This window comes from Clostridium nitrophenolicum (assembly GCF_055391695.1).
On record NZ_AP042469.1, the window covers coordinates 2,266,596 to 2,282,795 of the forward strand.

A 16,200-nucleotide genomic window follows, 5' to 3' on the forward strand; every position below is an offset into this window, starting at 1 on the left:
GATTATTAAAGTAGTACGCTTTTCAGCTGAAAAAGCGAACAATTTACATGAACACCGCATTATTCAAAGTTGAATTATGTGGTGTTTTTATGTCGCATTTCAAAAAGAATGTCTATTTATTCAGAGTATATGATATTTAGATATTATGAAAATAAAGTGACATAACTTTTGAATATGAAAATACGAATAATGTTCTTTAACAATTGAATAATACGGTGTTGAAAAGCTTTTGTATTTCCTATACATCTATGAATATATGTTAATGATATGGTATAATTTTTATATTAATTAAGTCATTGGTTTAAGACAATGCGACATATGAAAGATGTAAAACAATTCAATAAACAGTAATTTATAGAATAGAAGGAACAAAGGGGAGTGTATTATGCTTGAATACAAATTTGATACCCAATTATTAATCGAAGGACATAATCTTTCGGAAGATGCAATCAACGAATATATTACAAACAATATTAAAGGTGACTGTTTGCTTGCTGTTGGTGACGATGAAATGATTAAAATTCATTTTCACACCAATACACCATGGAAGGTGCTTGAATATTGTGCTTCTTTGGGAGAAATTTATGATATCGTTGTAGAAAACATGGAACGCCAGGCCAATGGTCTTGAAGGTTAAATAATTTTAATAATTCAACTTATAAAAATATTAAATATGGAAGATTTAATTTTGGAGTCATGACCACCCGTAAAACAAATGTCATCAAGCTAATTTGAAACAATATCAAGATTATTCCAAATTAGCTTGATGACATTGCCCGCATAGCAGGTGCTTTTCTTTTAACGCTAAAGCACATAAAAAGAATCCCCAAAGCACCATCAAAAATGCTTTGGGGATTTTGCTCCCTTGTGAAGATTATCACCATTACCTCGAAAAATTGGCGGTTTCATTACCACACAACAAATTATTTATAACCTTACTTGTGAACTAAAGGAACTTCAAGATATACTATTCGATGATATATGCACTAACAATCTCTCCATAATAAGCAGTATGAAAATCCTTGTTTGCACCGTGAAATAAGCTATCAACATCCTGTGGGTAAAATATGCTCTTGTTTTCTTCTGTAACTTCACACTCATCTTGTTTTTGCTTGTATATAACCCTACACTCAAGCGTTAAAGGAAGTTCCTTAATAGCAGGAACAGAAACATTATTAGGTGTTTCAAGTGTCAAGTTAAGTTCTTTGATTTTATCAATTGCACGACCGGATTTTGTCCCGCAAATCCCCAATATCTTTTTATCAAAAGCACCATATGGTATATTTATTGTGAATTCAGGATTTTTTTCAAGTTGATGTTTTGTAAAGCGATTTTCTCTAACGAAAACTGTAAAAATCGGTTTTGACCATTCAATTCCGAGTGTACCCCAAGAAATAGTCATAGAATTCACTTTGTCATCTACCTTTGTGGTCAACAAAACGCCTGTTTTGACCGCTTTCATAATCTCATTAGCATAATTAAATACTTCAATTTCTTTTTTCATAGTGTTATCCTCCTTGAAATTTCATTGTCTCCATGATATACTGATACGCAATCAATAGCAAGTATGTACTTTTTTGTGAGGTACTATCTAAAAGGAGAGTGTGAATGGATAACGAAGTATATTGGCAAAATGAGTGTAATTTATAATTTAAGTAATTCATGCTCTTGTTATTTAATGTAACAACTGAAAAATCGAACAATTTACCTGAACACCGTATTATTCAAACTGAATTTTAGGGTGTTTTCATATTAGGAATTGTTTTATTGTCTATATATTTACTATATATCTACAAAAATTATCCTAAACGAAATTTATTCAATACAAGTAAGAGCCACTTAAGCGTCACAACAGTAACTTATTATGACGAGGAATAAGGAAATACGTATTTCTAAAAATGAAAACTTGCTCCATAGTATTGAAAAAATTTAATATTAAGTGTTGAAATATAATAAGTCTATATCTTAACAGACCGATTTAAATAATAGGTACTGACTAATTTAGTGCCTATTATTTTTGTTTATTATTTCGACTATACATAGCTTTAAAACTATAAAACGTTCAAGATAAAACTGTTTATAAAACAATTTATATTTTAGTTTCATTTTGATAAAATAATTAAATTATTTTTATTTTGAAATAAAATTTTGTATCATTTTGAGACTTGATTTACAATAATTATCATTTTCTCAGCAGTATTTACTTGGCATCATAATTGCTATATATAATTATCGAATATAGTTTGAGATATATTTCAATAATTCCCTTGCTTAATAAAACCCTAATAAAACCCTTATTTGAAAGTATAATGACGTAATAATTAGATGTCATTATACTTTATGTTTTTTATAGCACTCTAATATATTAGATCTAAAATAATCTTATTAACGATTGAATTTGTAATTATAGAATTAACTTTTATACTGTTAAACATCTATTTTGCATACTTTGTTACAATAAAATGAAAGTTATAAAATTATTGAAAATAAGTCAAAATTAGTATATAATTGCATATATTTAGCAATTATTCAAATAAAGCAGAAGGAGGCTGGGAGAAAAAATGATTTATTTAGTCATAATATTTACTTAAAAATTAAATTAGGGGGAGATGTAGAATGAAAAAAAGCTTAACCAAAATAGCAACTATTATTTTATTAGCATTTTCTATGATACTAACAAATTTCTCAATGAATGCAAGAGCAGTTGAACCAAAGGTACAAGGAACACAGGGTATGGAATCATCTACTGTTAAAGGAGAAGTAAAGGATACAAAAGAGACAATAAATTTACCCATATTAGAAGAGATAAACAATTCAATAGACTTGGGAGAAGAAGAAGTTAAACAAGAAGAAGATGTGGATAAAATACCTTCATTAAAGTTTCCAGAAATTAATACTAAGAATATTACACAGGGAAATAATTATCCAATTATTTTAGTTCATGGTTTTATGGGGTTTGGAAGAGATGAATTATTAGGATATAAATATTGGGGTGGAACAGTTGATCCTCAAGAAAAGTTAAATGCCTCAGGCCATAACACTTATACAGCAACAGTAGGGCCAGTATCTAGTAATTGGGATAGAGCTTGTGAACTTTACGCTTACATAGTAGGGGGAACAGTAGATTATGGAGAAGCTCATGCAAAAAAATTTAAACATAATAGATATGGAAGGACATATACAGGTATATATAAAAATATAAGTAATGAAAATAAAGTACATTTAATAGGCCATAGTATGGGTGGACAAACCATACGTACACTTACACAACTGTTAAGTGAAGGCAGTAAAGATGAAATAAATTGTGGACAAGAAAATATTTCACCATTATTTGAAGGGAAAAAGCATTGGGTTCATAGTGTTACTACTATATCTACACCTAATGATGGTACAACCTTATCAGATTTAATGCCAGCAAAAGATTTATTAAGTTCTACATTTGGTGTATTAGGAACAATAACTGGTAAAAACGATTTATTCAGCTCATTATATGATTTTAAATTAGACCAATGGGGATTAAAAAAGCAACAGGGAGAATCTCAACATGATTATATTGAAAGGGTTTTAGCAAGCGATATTTGGAATAGTACAAAGGATATATCAACTTATGATTTATCCACAAAAGGTGCACAAGAACTTAATACATGGGTAAAGGCTCAACCAGATGTGTATTATTTTTCTTGGGCAACACAAGCAACTACAGAATCTATACTTACAGGTCATTCCTTATCGCAAATTGGTTCAATGAATCCTCTATTTTATGTAACATCAAACTCAATGGGTAGATATTCACGTAATGAAAAAGATCTTCCTATCATTGATAAGAAATGGTTTCCAAATGATGGTGTTGTAAATTGTATTAGTCAAAATGGGCCTAAATTAGGTTCTAATGATGTTATTGAGCAATATAATGGTAGAGCTAAAATAGGTCAATGGAATGTAATGCCTAGAATTATAAATACAGATCATATGGACATAGTAGGTACATTTGGTAACGTTAAAGACTGGTATAATGACTATGCAAACCTTCTAAGTAAATTGCCAAGATAAATAAATAAAATAATAAGATAAAACTAGCTTATTATATTTAAGAATAAATAATGGATAAAATTACAACGAATACTTGCATTTAACAATCGTATGTGATATTCTGTGATAATCTAAATTTTTATTGGGGAGGGAAAAATGAGAACAAAAAATGTGATTGTTCTTTCATATGATTCTAATTGGAGTGATGAATTTGAAAAAATAAAGGTATATCTAGAAAAAGTACTTGGAGATACAATTCTTGGAATTGAGCATGTAGGAAGTACTTCAGTAGAAGGATTAGCCGCTAAACCTATTATAGACTTAGATGTTATTATAGAAAGCTATAATAATTTTGAAGAAGTTAAATCTCGCTTAGAAAGTTTAGGATACTATTATGAAGGTGATTTAGGAATAAAGAATAGACAAGTATAGTGAGGTTAAACTACAAGCAGCAAAGCTGTATCCAACAGATATTGATAGTTATTTAGAATACAAAAGTCCTTGCATTATTGAAATTTATAGGAAAATTGGATTAGAAAAGTAAAATAAAAAAGTTACTACATGACAAATGTTATTACGTATTCTTCTTATATTGTGATGGAACAAAATTTATATTTTACTTGATTTGGAGGCGACGCATGAATATTATTATTGAATTGGGAAAAGAAAATGATATTGATGAATTAGAAAATCTTTATAATGATTTAAATGATTTTTTTGCAGGGGGAGTAAATTATCCTGGATGTTTACGAAGGTAATATACCCGCCATTAAACTTTATGAAAAATGTGGTTTTAAATACATTGATACTGTTGATTTGGGACTTAAAAATTACGGATTAGATTGATTTAAACTATATGAAAAATTAATATAAGATAATATGTATAGTCTTATGTAATATTTTTTGCACACTTTTTTTATATCATAAAGCTAACAAGTCCTACACTCTTGATTAAAAGAATGTAGGACTATTTATTACTATAATAAAATTCCAATGTAGGTAATTTGCCTATTAAAGTACTAACTGCTCCATATGACTCTGAATGGAATAGCAGCCAGACGACTTTGAGTTAATGGATTTCTAACAATTTTTGGGAAGTTTGAAAAATTATAGTTGTTAAATTAAAGATTAAGTGATAGAATATCTCTGGGTAGTATCTTAATAGAGCTATACCAGATTTTTTGCATTAAAATTATAATACAACTCATATCTATTGGAATGAGATTGAAATTAAGATGTTGTATCACACATATGGAGGTGATACTATTAAAATTGGTTTTATTGGGCCTGGGAAGGTAGGCGTAAATTTAGGACGCTACTTTACTCATAAGGGGTTAGACTTAAGTGGTTTTTATGGAAAAGACATAAAAAGTGCTTCAGAAGCAGCTAATATTACTAAATCTAAATTTTATGACAATATTCAAGAACTTATTAAGGAAAGCGATATATTATTTATTACAACATCTGATGACATCATCTCAATTATAGATAGTAAATTATCGAAATTTGATCTAAAAAGCAAGTCAATTTGCCATACAAGTGGATCACTTAAATCAAATGTATTATGTAATGCCAAACATTCTGGTGCATTGATCTATTCTATACATCCAATATTTGCGTTTTCAAATAAAAATATGAATTTAGAAGGATTTGAAAAAATCTATTTTTCCATTGAAGGTGACATTCTTGAAGGTTCAATAGTTTTAAAATTGTTTAAAGTTTTAGGAAATAACTTCTTTATAAGAGATAAAGAAACATCTTCAACTTATCATTTGGCTAATGTATTTATTTCTAATCTTATATTATCTTTACTAGAAGTAGGAATTAATTATTTTAAAACACTTGGTCTAAGTGAAGAGGAAGCTTTAAAAGCTGTAAAGCCACTTATAAATGGAAATATAGAAAGCATTTATTCAAAGGGATTTATAAATTCTTTAACAGGGCCTGTCTTAAGAGGAGATGTTAAAACAATAGAGAAACATCTTTCGGTTTTAAAAGAAAAGGATAAAAAGCTTTATAGTTTATTATCTTTGAATTTATTAAATCTTGTTGCTTTGAAAAATTTTGAAAAAAAAGATTATACTCATTCTTCTATTGTTAATAATGGAGATATACTGAAAAATTTATTAAAGAATTCTAAAAGGCATTTGGAAATCTATGGAATTTTAGGAGGAACAGAATAGTGAAAAATACAGTATTGACTTTTAAAAATGCTAAAACTGAAGGAAAAAAAATAAGTATGCTTACAGCATATGATTATTCAATGGCTAAAATTATTGATGAAAGTAGCGTTAATGGAATTCTAATAGGAGATTCTCTTGGTATAGTTATTAAAGGAGAAGAAGATACTTTAGGTGTTACAGTAGATGAAATAATTTACCATACAAAGGCTGTTAAAAGAGGAGCTAAAAATGCATTGATTGTAAGTGATATGCCATTCTTATCCTATAGTGTTTCAGTAGAACAAGCTGTTTTGAATGCAGGAAGGTTAATTAGAGAGGGCGGAGCTAATGCAGTAAAACTGGAAGGTGGAGCTAATATTGTAGAACAAATTAAAGCGATTGTAAATGCTCAAATTCCAGTTATGGGGCATTTAGGGCTAACTCCTCAATCTGTTAATGTTTTCGGAGGATTTAAAGTTCAAGGAAAAGATGAACTTGCGGCTAAAAAACTTATAAAAGATGCAGTTCTTATCGAAAAAGCAGGTGCATTCTCTATTGTGCTTGAGGGAATTCCAGAAAAAGTAGCAGAAATTATTACAAAATCAGTTTCTATACCAATTATAGGTATTGGAGCAGGCAAACATTGTGATGGACAGATTTTAGTTTATCAAGATATGCTTGGAATGTTTAATGATTTTGTACCAAAGTTCGTAAAACAGTATGCAAGTGTCGGGACGATTATGAGAGAAGCTATTAGTTCTTATGTTAAAGAAGTACAGGAAGGAACTTTTCCAGAAGAAAAACATTCCTTTAAAATTGATGAAAATGAATTAAAAAAACTATATTAATTGTAAAAAGGATATCGGACAATGTTAGTAAAAGAAATAAATGAGCTTAGAAGTTTAATTAAAGCATGGAGGAGAGAAGGACTTTCAATAGGTTATGTTCCAACTATGGGAGCTTTGCATGAAGGACATGAAAGTTTAATTAAAAAAGCAGTAAAAGAAAATGATAAGGTAGTTGTCAGTGTCTTTGTAAATCCAACACAATTTGGTCCAAATGAAGATTATGACAGTTATCCTAGAGATATTAATAGGGATTTGGAAATATGTATAAATGTAGGTGCAAGTATAGTTTTTACTCCTGAGCCAAGTGAAATGTATTATGATAATAGGTCTACAACCGTTAGTGTTTCAAACCTTACAAGTGTACTTTGTGGTGCGAAAAGACCAGGACATTTTGATGGAGTCTGTTTAGTGGTCTCTAAGCTTTTAAATATTGTAACTCCTGATAGAGCTTATTTTGGACAAAAGGATGCGCAACAAGTAGCTGTTATAAAAAGAATGGTTAGAGATCTAAATATAGATGTAGAAATAATAGAATGCCCAATAATCCGAGAAGACGACGGATTAGCTAAAAGTTCAAGAAATGCTTATTTATCAAAGGAGGAAAGAAAAGCAGCCTTAGTATTAAGTAGAAGTTTAAACAAAGCAAAGGAAATGCTAAAACAAGGAGAAAGAAAAGCAAATATTATTAAAGAAATAATAAAAGAAGAAATTAGTAAGGAACCATTAGCAAAAATTGATTATGTAGAAGTAGTGGATAGCGAGTTATTAGAAAATGTTGATATAATAGAAAAAAATATTTTAGTTCCAATAGCTGTATATATAGGGGAGACAAGATTAATAGATAATTTTATTTTTGAAATATAATTATTCTTGATATTGATAACAGATAAAAAGGAAAAAATGTAATTTTGGCAAAAACTATATAATTATATTAATGTATAAAGTCATATTTGTAACTTTATGTGTAATAAAGATTATTTATTTTAGGCGAGGTGGCCAGATGAAAGCAATACCAAATTATATATCGCTTAGTAGAATAATTTTTTCTTTGATCTTGATTTATATTAAGCCATTAAGTGTGGCTTTTTACGCAATATATATTATTTGTGGATTCAGTGATATTATGGATGGGTTTATTGCCAGAAAGACAGGGACAGCAAGCAGACTTGGCGCAAAGCTTGATTCTATGGCTGACATGATAATGGTAAGTGTATTATTAGTTGTGCTTTATCCAATCGTAAATCCTGCAACCGAAATCGTCATTTGGATTATTTCAATTGCTATTATCAGATTAGCATCGATGGTTGTAGCCATGAAAAAATATAAAACCTTTGCAAGTATTCATACTTACGGAAATAAAATTACTGGCATAGTTTTATTTATATTTCCAATATGTATTCCCTATATTAATACAACTCTGCTGATATATATAATTTGTGTTTTGGCAAGCATATCAGCAACTGAGGAATTGATTATTCAGTTGACATCAAGTCAACTACAATTAAATAAAAAAAGTATATTTGTAAAATGACCATAATCTACAGTTCAAATAATTCACATTCTTCTTATTGTAAAACCAACAAGTCCTACACTCTTGATTAAAAGAATGTAGGACTATTTATTGCTATAATAAAATTCCAATGTGAAATAGAGGATATTCATGTATCTATAGTTTATACAGTTATAGAATAATTATTATAAAATTTATATAACATTGCTTACACTACATTAAAGTGGTTATAATTCAATATGTATTCCTATATCGGGACTATTCCTTTACTTAACTTATGCAGCTGGCTTAGTGCCAGCTTGTTTTTTTATATAATTTTTATAGTGTTTATAATTTTCTTTTGATGCCAACAATTCAAGTAGAGGTGATATTTTGAAAAGTTATCTAAGAATAGATGTACTTATAACTATAGCTTGTGTTTTTGTCTTGGGGGCACTTTGTGGAATATTATTTTAAGCAAAATAGAAGAGTCTGTATCTTAAGTAGATACAGGCTCTTTTCCTTTAATAAAACTCCTTTATTTATACTAGAAGAATTTGTATAATTATATTAAAATATAAAGTCATATTCGTAGCTTATTATGACTAAACTGCATCAAAGTATTAGAATGTAGAATGCTGAACTGTACCATAAGTAACGAAGGTTTTTATATTTTTTAAATCTACCCTTTCATAAGAGTTTGATGAATGACATTTTAGTAGTTCTCGATTTTTAATGATTAGTGTCAGGTACCACTCAGAGACAAAATCTATACCAGCTGGACAGAGGATTTAGAAATTCTCTGTCTTTTTAATTTTTACCAGAATCTTTCCTGGATTCGAATTATTTCAGAGTAGGCTGTATTATTGTCACTACTTTTTAAGTGCAATATGGCATGCATAATCCTAAAAGTTATTACATTAATCATTGGAACATTTTTCTTTATTTTTCATATTATAAATGTGAATCGGAATTTTAAAAATTTATTTTATTGGAGGAGTATTATGTACAACTATTACAACTCATATTACAATACCAGTCCATACCATGTTCATCCTTATTATTACGCGGATCCTTTTTATTCGTCTTTTCGACAAATAGATTTGGGTACCCGTTGGGAAGTGGAGGAAGGTGGATGGAGAGGCGTGTGGATACGCAGAGGAAATAGCAATGTTTTTGATGCAACGTGGACCAGAGAAGGAGAGCGTCCGATTACTGCTGTTTTGAGGATGCAATTGCGGGACAATTTTGTATGTATTTCACGCAGAAATAGCAGTGATGGAAATGACTGTCAGTATGTAGGCAGAATTGACGGGAGAAGAGTTACAGGGTTCAACATCTGTAACACTGGAGGAGGCCCTTGGACCGGTACAATACGCAGGGAACCTCGAGTACCGGACTTAGGAAGAAGATGGGAAGAAGAGGAATCTGGATGGAGAGGGATATGGACCCGTCGGGGAAATAGCAATATCTTTGATGCAAGGTGGACTAGACCTGGTGCGACCCCTGTAACAGCCGTTTTAAGAATGGAGCAACAGGGTAACAATGTTCGTATTGAACGGCGGAATAGCAGTGATGGAAATGACTGTAATTACATTGGCAGAATTGATGGGAGAAGAGTAACAGGTACCTATACATGTGACCAAGGGGGAGGTAATTGGAGCGCTACAATAATTTTATGAGTAAACGAGAGAAGATTTAATAGAAAATAACTGTATTATATAACTTTTTCTTTCTAATCTTCATTTTGGGAAACTAAAACAAGAAATACTAAAGTTATCTTACCTTAGTAGGATTTAGAATAAAAGGCGGTGTTTTATACTCCCGCCCTTTTTTTTACTGATTCTACTCATTTAATTGATTGTTTTGGCTTAAGTAGTCTAGTCTGTCATTTAAAAACTGTAAATGCCTGTCAATATCCGATTTCATGCCATTGAACATCTGTTTTGCCTGTTGATCTTCAGTTGATTGCGCCATCATCGAATAACTGCCCTTTGCAGCTTCACAGGATGCTATTGCTTTTTGTAAATCACTTTGTACTGTCAAACTAATCACCTCGCTCTCAACGAAATTAGTTTAACCAAAATGCGCTATGATATTCCATATTGTTTAGAATAATACATTTGCCAATAAGTTATAAAGAATATAAATATCTAAGCCTGCATCTACTTCTAGATACAGGCTTTATATAGATAATAGGAGGGTAATTTGAGGATTTCATTTATAGTTTATACTGTAGGTTAATTATTATACAAGCAAAAAAAGGTACCATCTAATGATACCTCAATATAAACTTTATATTAAATAGTGGATTGCTATAATTAGTGTCCGCATAAACACATATGATAAATTAGGTTAGGGATACGGGGGTCTCTTAATATAGATATTCAAGATCATCTAAATATATCACTAAAAGCTTTATTTATACTAGAGGAGCTTATATAATTATATTAATACATAAAGTCATATTTGTAAAATTAAGCTAAATACACTTCTAGTACTGATATATTATTTAATACGAAATAACAATCGATTTTAACGTACAAGTCTAGTCATGTAAAATAATTTTTATGAATAATAGTTAAAATTAGGCTTATAATAACTTATAAGCCTAAATATATTCATAGGGATGATAATTATGGACGCTTTAGAGAAATCTTATTCATATGTGTTTAAAAATGTACTAAAAGCTGTAAATCCTGTAAAAAAAAGAATAATGAAAACTGAGTGTAAGGTTCATAAGTTTATAAATACTCAGTCTGTAATAATATTAAAAAATGATGGACATATTAAGGCTTATAAATTTATGTCCTCATATATAAATGATATAAATGCAGGAGTGGTTTGGGCTGATCAGGATTTAAAAAGTAGTAATCATTTTTATAATCCATACACGAACAAGGGATTATACGGTAACAGTAATGCCAAAAAGGAATGCATATCTTACTATACCAGAGCATTAAATGAATACTTCCATGGTAACATTAAAAATGCAATGTTCTATTTAGGTGCGTCTTGTCATTTAATTCAAGATTTGACAGTTCCTCAGCATGCTAATGTTAACTTATTAAATAGTCATAGAAGTTATGAAAAATGGGTAATTAGAGTGCATATACATCATGATGAGTTTAAAACCGAAAAAGGAGGAATATATCTTAATTCCTTAAAACATTACATTGATTTGAACAGCAAAAAAGCGATAAATTCATACAAAAAGTATTCGCATGAGAGAAATAGGTATGTAAGGTTTCAGAAAATTACTTCAATGATACTAACAATGGCTCAAGCGACTACCGCAGGTTTGATGTTTAAGTTCTATAAAGATATACAAAAAATCAAGCCTATTATGATTGCAGAACAAAAAAAGCAGTTTGAAAATATAGTCAGCAAGTCACTATAGAAAATATAGTGACTTTGCTATGACGTCATGTCCTGCCTCAAGGAGAGTTCTGATGAAATCCTATCCTAATGTTTGTTGAATAACCATTCCAGTGACATAAATCCAGTTATAAACCACAGGTATTTGGGCAAGCTAAGTTTTGTACAACTTTGTTAAATTGGAGGTTTAATGTCATGGAGTTATCGCCAAAGTTATATCACTACTTTGTTCGGCCCAAATGGTTTTCAAATATATTTTATGACAAAATGTTCCATGATTTAATTGATTTTAGAGGTAAGACTATTCTAGATTTTGGGTGTGGTATTGGTTCCAGTTCTTTCTTGTTTGAACCATCAGCTTATTATGGAGTTGACTGTGATAGTAACAGAATAGAGTATGCTAAAAAATTGTATCCTGAGCATAATTTTATAACTATTAAGGATGAAAGATTACCGCTATTAAGAAATTCCGTTGACTACATTATGATTTTATCAGTACTTCATCATATTTCTTCTGAGTTAGTAGATAAATACCTCAAAGAATTTAAAAGAGTACTTAAATTCGATGGTAGCCTAATAATAGTAGAGCCCTGTTTTTACGAAAAAGCGAGTTTACCCAACTGGTGCATGTCTAACTTTGATAAAGGTAGATATATTCGAGATGAGGATGAATATTTAAACATATTTAGAAAAGCTAACTATAAAACAAAAGTTATAAAGAGATATAATCAACTGTTATTTTACAATAAAATTATATTTTTTGCATCTCCTATTTGTGAGATTTGATATTCACAAAACGAAAAAAGAGCGATGATTGTCTATTATTGTGAAATATAATTATGACGTAATTTTCTTATTTTTGTAAATTTAAACAAGCCTGTATCCATTTTCAGATACAGGCTCATATATTATAATGCACTTCTTATGAAATAGGAGTTAGAATATACATACATAAGTAGTTTATACAGTTATATAATAATTATTATAAAATTTATATAACATTGCTTACACTATATTAAAGTGGTTATAATTCAATATGTATTCCTATATCGGGATAACTCCTTTACTAAACTTATACAGCTGGCTTAACGACAGCTTATTTTTCTACATAAAAAGGCTCGTATTAATTTTATCATCTTTCTTTTTAGCAATGTAAATTATATAGTTTCGTTTCTCTCATTATTTTCATAGATACTTTCTTAAACTCATTTATTTCTTCTACAAGTCTTCCGAATTCACTAAGTTCCATTACACCAGTAGTAGTCTTTAATTTATCAAAATGATCTAGGGCTTCCATAAAGTGTTGAGATGCTGGGATTACAAGCTTATTCAACAAATAGCATATACTTGCAGGCGTATAACATTTAGTTACCACAAGACATTCCATGTATCCTTGACATCTAAAATGATAGTATCTTCCCAGTGCAAAGTGGAAAATAAATTGTAAAAAATGAGGATTTTTATTTATTTTATCATTCTTTAATAATTCATCTATAGTTTTTTCTATTGTTAATATGAGTTTACTAAAATTAGTAAGTAGCCCTAACATACGCGTCGAAATTTGATCATATAGGTTTTGTTCTCTGAATAAATACATATTTTCTCCTTAAACACTTTATAACCACAAAATTATAATATGCAAGGAAATATATTAGTGTGCTAATTAAAATTTAAATATCGAATATTAAATTTACTAAGCATTTAATATCGTTTATAAAACTTATTAATTTAGTTATACTGCACTTAGAATACTTTAATATCGAGATGCCTCCTTGTAAAACTCATAGAGCTGGTTTAGTACTAGCTTGTTTTTTATATGATTCTTATAGTGTTTATAATTTTCTTTTTCTGTTAACAACTCAATTAGAAGTGATATTTTGAAAAGTTATATAAGAATAGATGTACTTTTAACTATAGCTTGTATTTTTGCTATAGGAGTTATTTGAGGAATAATATTTTAAGCAAAATAGAAGAGTCTGCATCTTAAGTAGATACAGGCTCTTTTCCTTTATTTATACTAGAAGGATTTGTATAATTATATTAATACATAAAGTTACATTCGTAAAAAAATACGACATAAGTAGAAATATGTTCTTGAAAATAGAATAATAGATCATAAATTAAAAAATAAAGATTATTTAAGGAGTGATTCTATGAAGAAATGTATTGTAATAATGGAATAGTCAGAAAAATAACATAATACAAAGGAGAGAGTTAAACATGACTATTCCAAATTCAAATAAAATATATCCAAGAAGTAATGATTACCAAACTATATATCTTAAAAATGTAATTACAAGAGATAATATAAAAGTTGGAGATTATACAATATATAATGACTTTTATAATGATCCAAGAGATTTTGAAAAAAATAATTTACTATATCAGTATCCTATAAACAATGATAAATTAATAATTGGGAAGTTTTGTTCAATTGCATGTAAAGCAAAGTTTCTCATGACCAGTGGAAATCATACAATGAAATCACTATCTACTTATACATTTCCAATATTTTATGAGGACTGGGGTTTAGACGTCAGCCATATAACAGATGCTTGGGATAATAAGGGGGATATTGTAATTGGAAATGATGTGTGGATAGGTTATGACGCTATAATTATGTCAGGTGTGAAAATTGGTGATGGTGCAATTATTGGAACCAGAGCAATAGTTACTAATGATGTTCCACCTTATACTATTGTTGGAGGCATACCTGCAAAAGTTATAAAGAAAAGGTTTAGTGATGATATAATTTCAAAATTATTAAAAATTAAGTGGTGGGATTGGTCATATGAAAAAATTCAAGCAAATATTCAATACATTCAATCAGGAAATATTAATAAATTAGTTTAATGTTTTGTGACTAATTTTTCTTATTTTGTAATTCAAACAAGCCTGCATCTATTTTTAGATACAGGCTCTTTATAGATTACAGGAGGCTAACTGGAGAAATTTTCATTATAAAACTCATGAAGCTGGTTTAGTGCCAGCTTATTTTTTTGCATAAAATTTTTTAATATTCTCATGATAAGATTTATAAGATAGACTTATTATATATTTGCAAAAATATAGTGATATAGTAATTTGTTTGAAATATTTTACAAATTAGTTTGTTTAGCAAATCTTACTCCCATATCAAAGGCAGCTTGACAGTCTTTAGGAAATTGTTCTTTTCTGACCTTTGCTTTTTTCTTTTCATCAAATACTGTTACAACATATTTTGAATAATCATCAAATTGGTATGTGTCGTTGACAGTTAATGATTCAAAAGAACCAAAGATTCTTTTCATTGACATTTCTAAAGATTTAAGACTTTGTTCATATTCTAAATCTTTCATTTGCTCATTAGTTATATTCATGGTATAAATGAATCCAGTTTGCATTTTTCTTCCAAAGAGGCTTGGATAACCAGGAGCATAAACTGAATATGGAAACATGAACCTTTCTAAAAAAGACCTCATAGCTCCTGTAACTGATTCGAAATATATTGGGGAACCAAGAATAATGGCATCAGCACTTACGGCTTTTTCAATAATAGGTGTTAAATTATCCTTGAAACCACACTTACCATAGCTTTTACCATTTTTCATTTTGCAAGCAAAACAACTAACACAACCTTTATAATTTTGGTCATAGAGATGGATAATCTCTGTTTCAGCTCCTTGTGAAGCTGCACCTTCAAGTGCTTTATTAAGAAGAGTAGCAGTATTTTTATTCTTTCTTGGACTTCCGTTAATTGCTATTACTTTCATTATTTTTACCTCCATTTATATATACTTGACTTCATAGTATGAATTATATATCATTATAAAAAAATGGGTAAGTATGCACTTATTTGTTATATACTAACTTAATAGTAAGTCAGGAGGTATTACATGAAAAGTTTTGAAAGTAAATATGGCAGTTGTCCAATGTACTATACAATATCTATACTTGAAGGAAAGTGGAAATGGATTATATTATGGGAAATATATGAGGCTAAAGTAATAAGATACAATAAGTTGAAAGATACATTAGAACCCATTGCACATAAAACATTAAGTGAACAACTAAAAGAATTGGAAGGCAGCAACCTAATTCACAGGGAACAGTATAATGAAATTCCGCCAAAGGTTGAATACTCGCTGACAGAAGATGGGAAAACATTAGTGCCAATACTTAAACTTATGTACCAATGGGGTGAGGAACATATCACTAGATAGACATATTTTAACAAAAGTCATCATGTTGCATTAATGTTTTATATTGTTATAGTAAAGGGAATAAATTATAAAACATCAAAGCAAGTGATGCA

General features: G+C 29.4%; 15 protein-coding genes and 2 pseudogenes. 13 read left to right on the forward strand and 4 right to left on the reverse strand.

The features are described from left to right. Positions 1 to 385 precede the first annotated feature (385 nt). Positions 386 to 637, forward strand: a complete 252-nt coding sequence (locus ACZ5N4_RS10590; RefSeq protein ID WP_464209721.1) for a kinase to dihydroxyacetone kinase — start codon at positions 386 to 388, stop codon at positions 635 to 637. Between the two features lie 330 nt (positions 638 to 967). Here the strand turns inward: ACZ5N4_RS10590 and ACZ5N4_RS10595 are convergent, their stop codons facing one another. Next, positions 968 to 1,504: a flavin reductase family protein gene (locus ACZ5N4_RS10595; RefSeq protein WP_464209723.1), complete on the reverse strand. Its 537-nt coding sequence runs from the start codon at positions 1,502 to 1,504 to the stop codon at positions 968 to 970. 1,112 nt (positions 1,505 to 2,616) lie between these two features. Between ACZ5N4_RS10595 and ACZ5N4_RS10600 the strand changes: the two genes are divergently transcribed. The 8 genes and pseudogenes from ACZ5N4_RS10600 to ACZ5N4_RS10635 all read left to right on the forward strand — a co-directional run bounded on the left by ACZ5N4_RS10600 (position 2,617) and on the right by ACZ5N4_RS10635 (position 10,210). Then, positions 2,617 to 4,050, forward strand: a complete 1,434-nt coding sequence (locus ACZ5N4_RS10600) for an esterase/lipase family protein (RefSeq protein WP_464209725.1) — start codon at positions 2,617 to 2,619, stop codon at positions 4,048 to 4,050. A 135-nt stretch (positions 4,051 to 4,185) separates the two neighbouring features. Beyond that, positions 4,186 to 4,573: pseudogene (locus ACZ5N4_RS10605) on the forward strand (GrpB family protein). 188 nt (positions 4,574 to 4,761) lie between these two features. Continuing rightward, positions 4,762 to 4,875 (forward strand): annotated as a pseudogene (locus ACZ5N4_RS10610) (N-acetyltransferase); the annotation flags it as partial. Positions 4,876 to 5,264: 389 nt separating this feature from the next. Beyond that, positions 5,265 to 6,212, forward strand: a complete 948-nt coding sequence (locus ACZ5N4_RS10615; RefSeq protein ID WP_464209727.1) for a Rossmann-like and DUF2520 domain-containing protein — start codon at positions 5,265 to 5,267, stop codon at positions 6,210 to 6,212. After that, on the forward strand, positions 6,212 to 7,039 hold the full coding sequence (gene panB / locus ACZ5N4_RS10620; RefSeq protein ID WP_464209729.1) for a 3-methyl-2-oxobutanoate hydroxymethyltransferase: 828 nt from the start codon (positions 6,212 to 6,214) through the stop codon (positions 7,037 to 7,039). The genes ACZ5N4_RS10615 and panB overlap by 1 nt, the downstream gene beginning before the upstream one ends. Before the next feature lie 21 nt (positions 7,040 to 7,060). Continuing rightward, positions 7,061 to 7,903: a pantoate--beta-alanine ligase gene (gene panC / locus ACZ5N4_RS10625; RefSeq protein WP_464209731.1), complete on the forward strand. Its 843-nt coding sequence runs from the start codon at positions 7,061 to 7,063 to the stop codon at positions 7,901 to 7,903. A gap of 136 nt (positions 7,904 to 8,039) precedes the next feature. After that, positions 8,040 to 8,570 (forward strand): CDP-alcohol phosphatidyltransferase family protein, encoded by a 531-nt coding sequence (locus ACZ5N4_RS10630; RefSeq protein WP_464209733.1) that lies wholly within the window; start codon positions 8,040 to 8,042, stop codon positions 8,568 to 8,570. A gap of 1,061 nt (positions 8,571 to 9,631) precedes the next feature. Next, on the forward strand, positions 9,632 to 10,210 hold the full coding sequence (locus ACZ5N4_RS10635) for a hypothetical protein (protein WP_464209735.1): 579 nt from the start codon (positions 9,632 to 9,634) through the stop codon (positions 10,208 to 10,210). 163 nt (positions 10,211 to 10,373) lie between these two features. Here ACZ5N4_RS10635 and ACZ5N4_RS10640 read toward each other — a convergent pair whose 3' ends face one another. Beyond that, on the reverse strand, positions 10,374 to 10,583 hold the full coding sequence (locus tag ACZ5N4_RS10640) for a DUF1657 domain-containing protein (RefSeq protein ID WP_464209737.1): 210 nt from the start codon (positions 10,581 to 10,583) through the stop codon (positions 10,374 to 10,376). Between the two features lie 583 nt (positions 10,584 to 11,166). Between ACZ5N4_RS10640 and ACZ5N4_RS10645 the strand changes: the two genes are divergently transcribed. After that, entirely contained in the window at positions 11,167 to 11,928 is a 762-nt protein-coding gene (locus tag ACZ5N4_RS10645) for a zinc dependent phospholipase C family protein (protein ID WP_464209739.1), read from the forward strand. 245 nt (positions 11,929 to 12,173) lie between these two features. Then, the gene (locus ACZ5N4_RS10650; protein WP_464209741.1) at positions 12,174 to 12,692 is read left to right on the forward strand and encodes a class I SAM-dependent methyltransferase; all 519 of its coding nucleotides are present in this window, start codon (positions 12,174 to 12,176) and stop codon (positions 12,690 to 12,692) included. 358 nt (positions 12,693 to 13,050) lie between these two features. Here ACZ5N4_RS10650 and ACZ5N4_RS10655 read toward each other — a convergent pair whose 3' ends face one another. Beyond that, on the reverse strand, positions 13,051 to 13,455 hold the full coding sequence (locus ACZ5N4_RS10655) for a spermidine/putrescine ABC transporter ATP-binding protein (RefSeq protein WP_464209743.1): 405 nt from the start codon (positions 13,453 to 13,455) through the stop codon (positions 13,051 to 13,053). A 671-nt stretch (positions 13,456 to 14,126) separates the two neighbouring features. On the opposite strand from ACZ5N4_RS10655, the gene ACZ5N4_RS10660 reads away from it, so the two are divergent. After that, a complete protein-coding gene (locus ACZ5N4_RS10660; protein ID WP_464209745.1) occupies positions 14,127 to 14,759 on the forward strand; it encodes a CatB-related O-acetyltransferase in 633 nt (210 codons plus the stop codon). 245 nt (positions 14,760 to 15,004) lie between these two features. On the opposite strand, the gene ACZ5N4_RS10665 is transcribed toward ACZ5N4_RS10660, so the two are convergent. Beyond that, positions 15,005 to 15,658 carry a flavodoxin family protein gene (locus ACZ5N4_RS10665; protein ID WP_464209747.1) on the reverse strand — a complete coding sequence of 218 codons (654 nt, stop codon included), beginning with the start codon at positions 15,656 to 15,658 and terminating at the stop codon, positions 15,005 to 15,007. A gap of 123 nt (positions 15,659 to 15,781) precedes the next feature. Between ACZ5N4_RS10665 and ACZ5N4_RS10670 the strand changes: the two genes are divergently transcribed. Next, a complete protein-coding gene (locus ACZ5N4_RS10670; RefSeq protein ID WP_464209748.1) occupies positions 15,782 to 16,108 on the forward strand; it encodes a winged helix-turn-helix transcriptional regulator in 327 nt (108 codons plus the stop codon). The last annotated feature ends 92 nt before the right edge of the window (positions 16,109 to 16,200 follow it).

Excerpts from the sequence above, each read along its gene's own strand:
- ACZ5N4_RS10590 (WP_464209721.1), top strand. The coding sequence starts at position 386 with ATGCTTGAATACAAATTTGATACCCAATTATTAATCGAAGGACATAAT.
- ACZ5N4_RS10595 (WP_464209723.1), bottom strand. The coding sequence starts at position 1,504 with ATGAAAAAAGAAATTGAAGTATTTAATTATGCTAATGAGATTATGAAA.
- ACZ5N4_RS10600 (WP_464209725.1), top strand. The coding sequence starts at position 2,617 with ATGAAAAAAAGCTTAACCAAAATAGCAACTATTATTTTATTAGCATTT.
- ACZ5N4_RS10615 (WP_464209727.1), top strand. The coding sequence starts at position 5,265 with ATGTTGTATCACACATATGGAGGTGATACTATTAAAATTGGTTTTATT.
- panC (WP_464209731.1), top strand. The coding sequence starts at position 7,061 with ATGTTAGTAAAAGAAATAAATGAGCTTAGAAGTTTAATTAAAGCATGG.
- ACZ5N4_RS10630 (WP_464209733.1), top strand. The coding sequence starts at position 8,040 with ATGAAAGCAATACCAAATTATATATCGCTTAGTAGAATAATTTTTTCT.
- ACZ5N4_RS10645 (WP_464209739.1), top strand. The coding sequence starts at position 11,167 with ATGGACGCTTTAGAGAAATCTTATTCATATGTGTTTAAAAATGTACTA.
- ACZ5N4_RS10650 (WP_464209741.1), top strand. The coding sequence starts at position 12,174 with ATGTTCCATGATTTAATTGATTTTAGAGGTAAGACTATTCTAGATTTT.
- ACZ5N4_RS10655 (WP_464209743.1), bottom strand. The coding sequence starts at position 13,455 with ATGTTAGGGCTACTTACTAATTTTAGTAAACTCATATTAACAATAGAA.
- ACZ5N4_RS10660 (WP_464209745.1), top strand. The coding sequence starts at position 14,127 with ATGACTATTCCAAATTCAAATAAAATATATCCAAGAAGTAATGATTAC.
- ACZ5N4_RS10665 (WP_464209747.1), bottom strand. The coding sequence starts at position 15,658 with ATGAAAGTAATAGCAATTAACGGAAGTCCAAGAAAGAATAAAAATACT.
- ACZ5N4_RS10670 (WP_464209748.1), top strand. The coding sequence starts at position 15,782 with ATGAAAAGTTTTGAAAGTAAATATGGCAGTTGTCCAATGTACTATACA.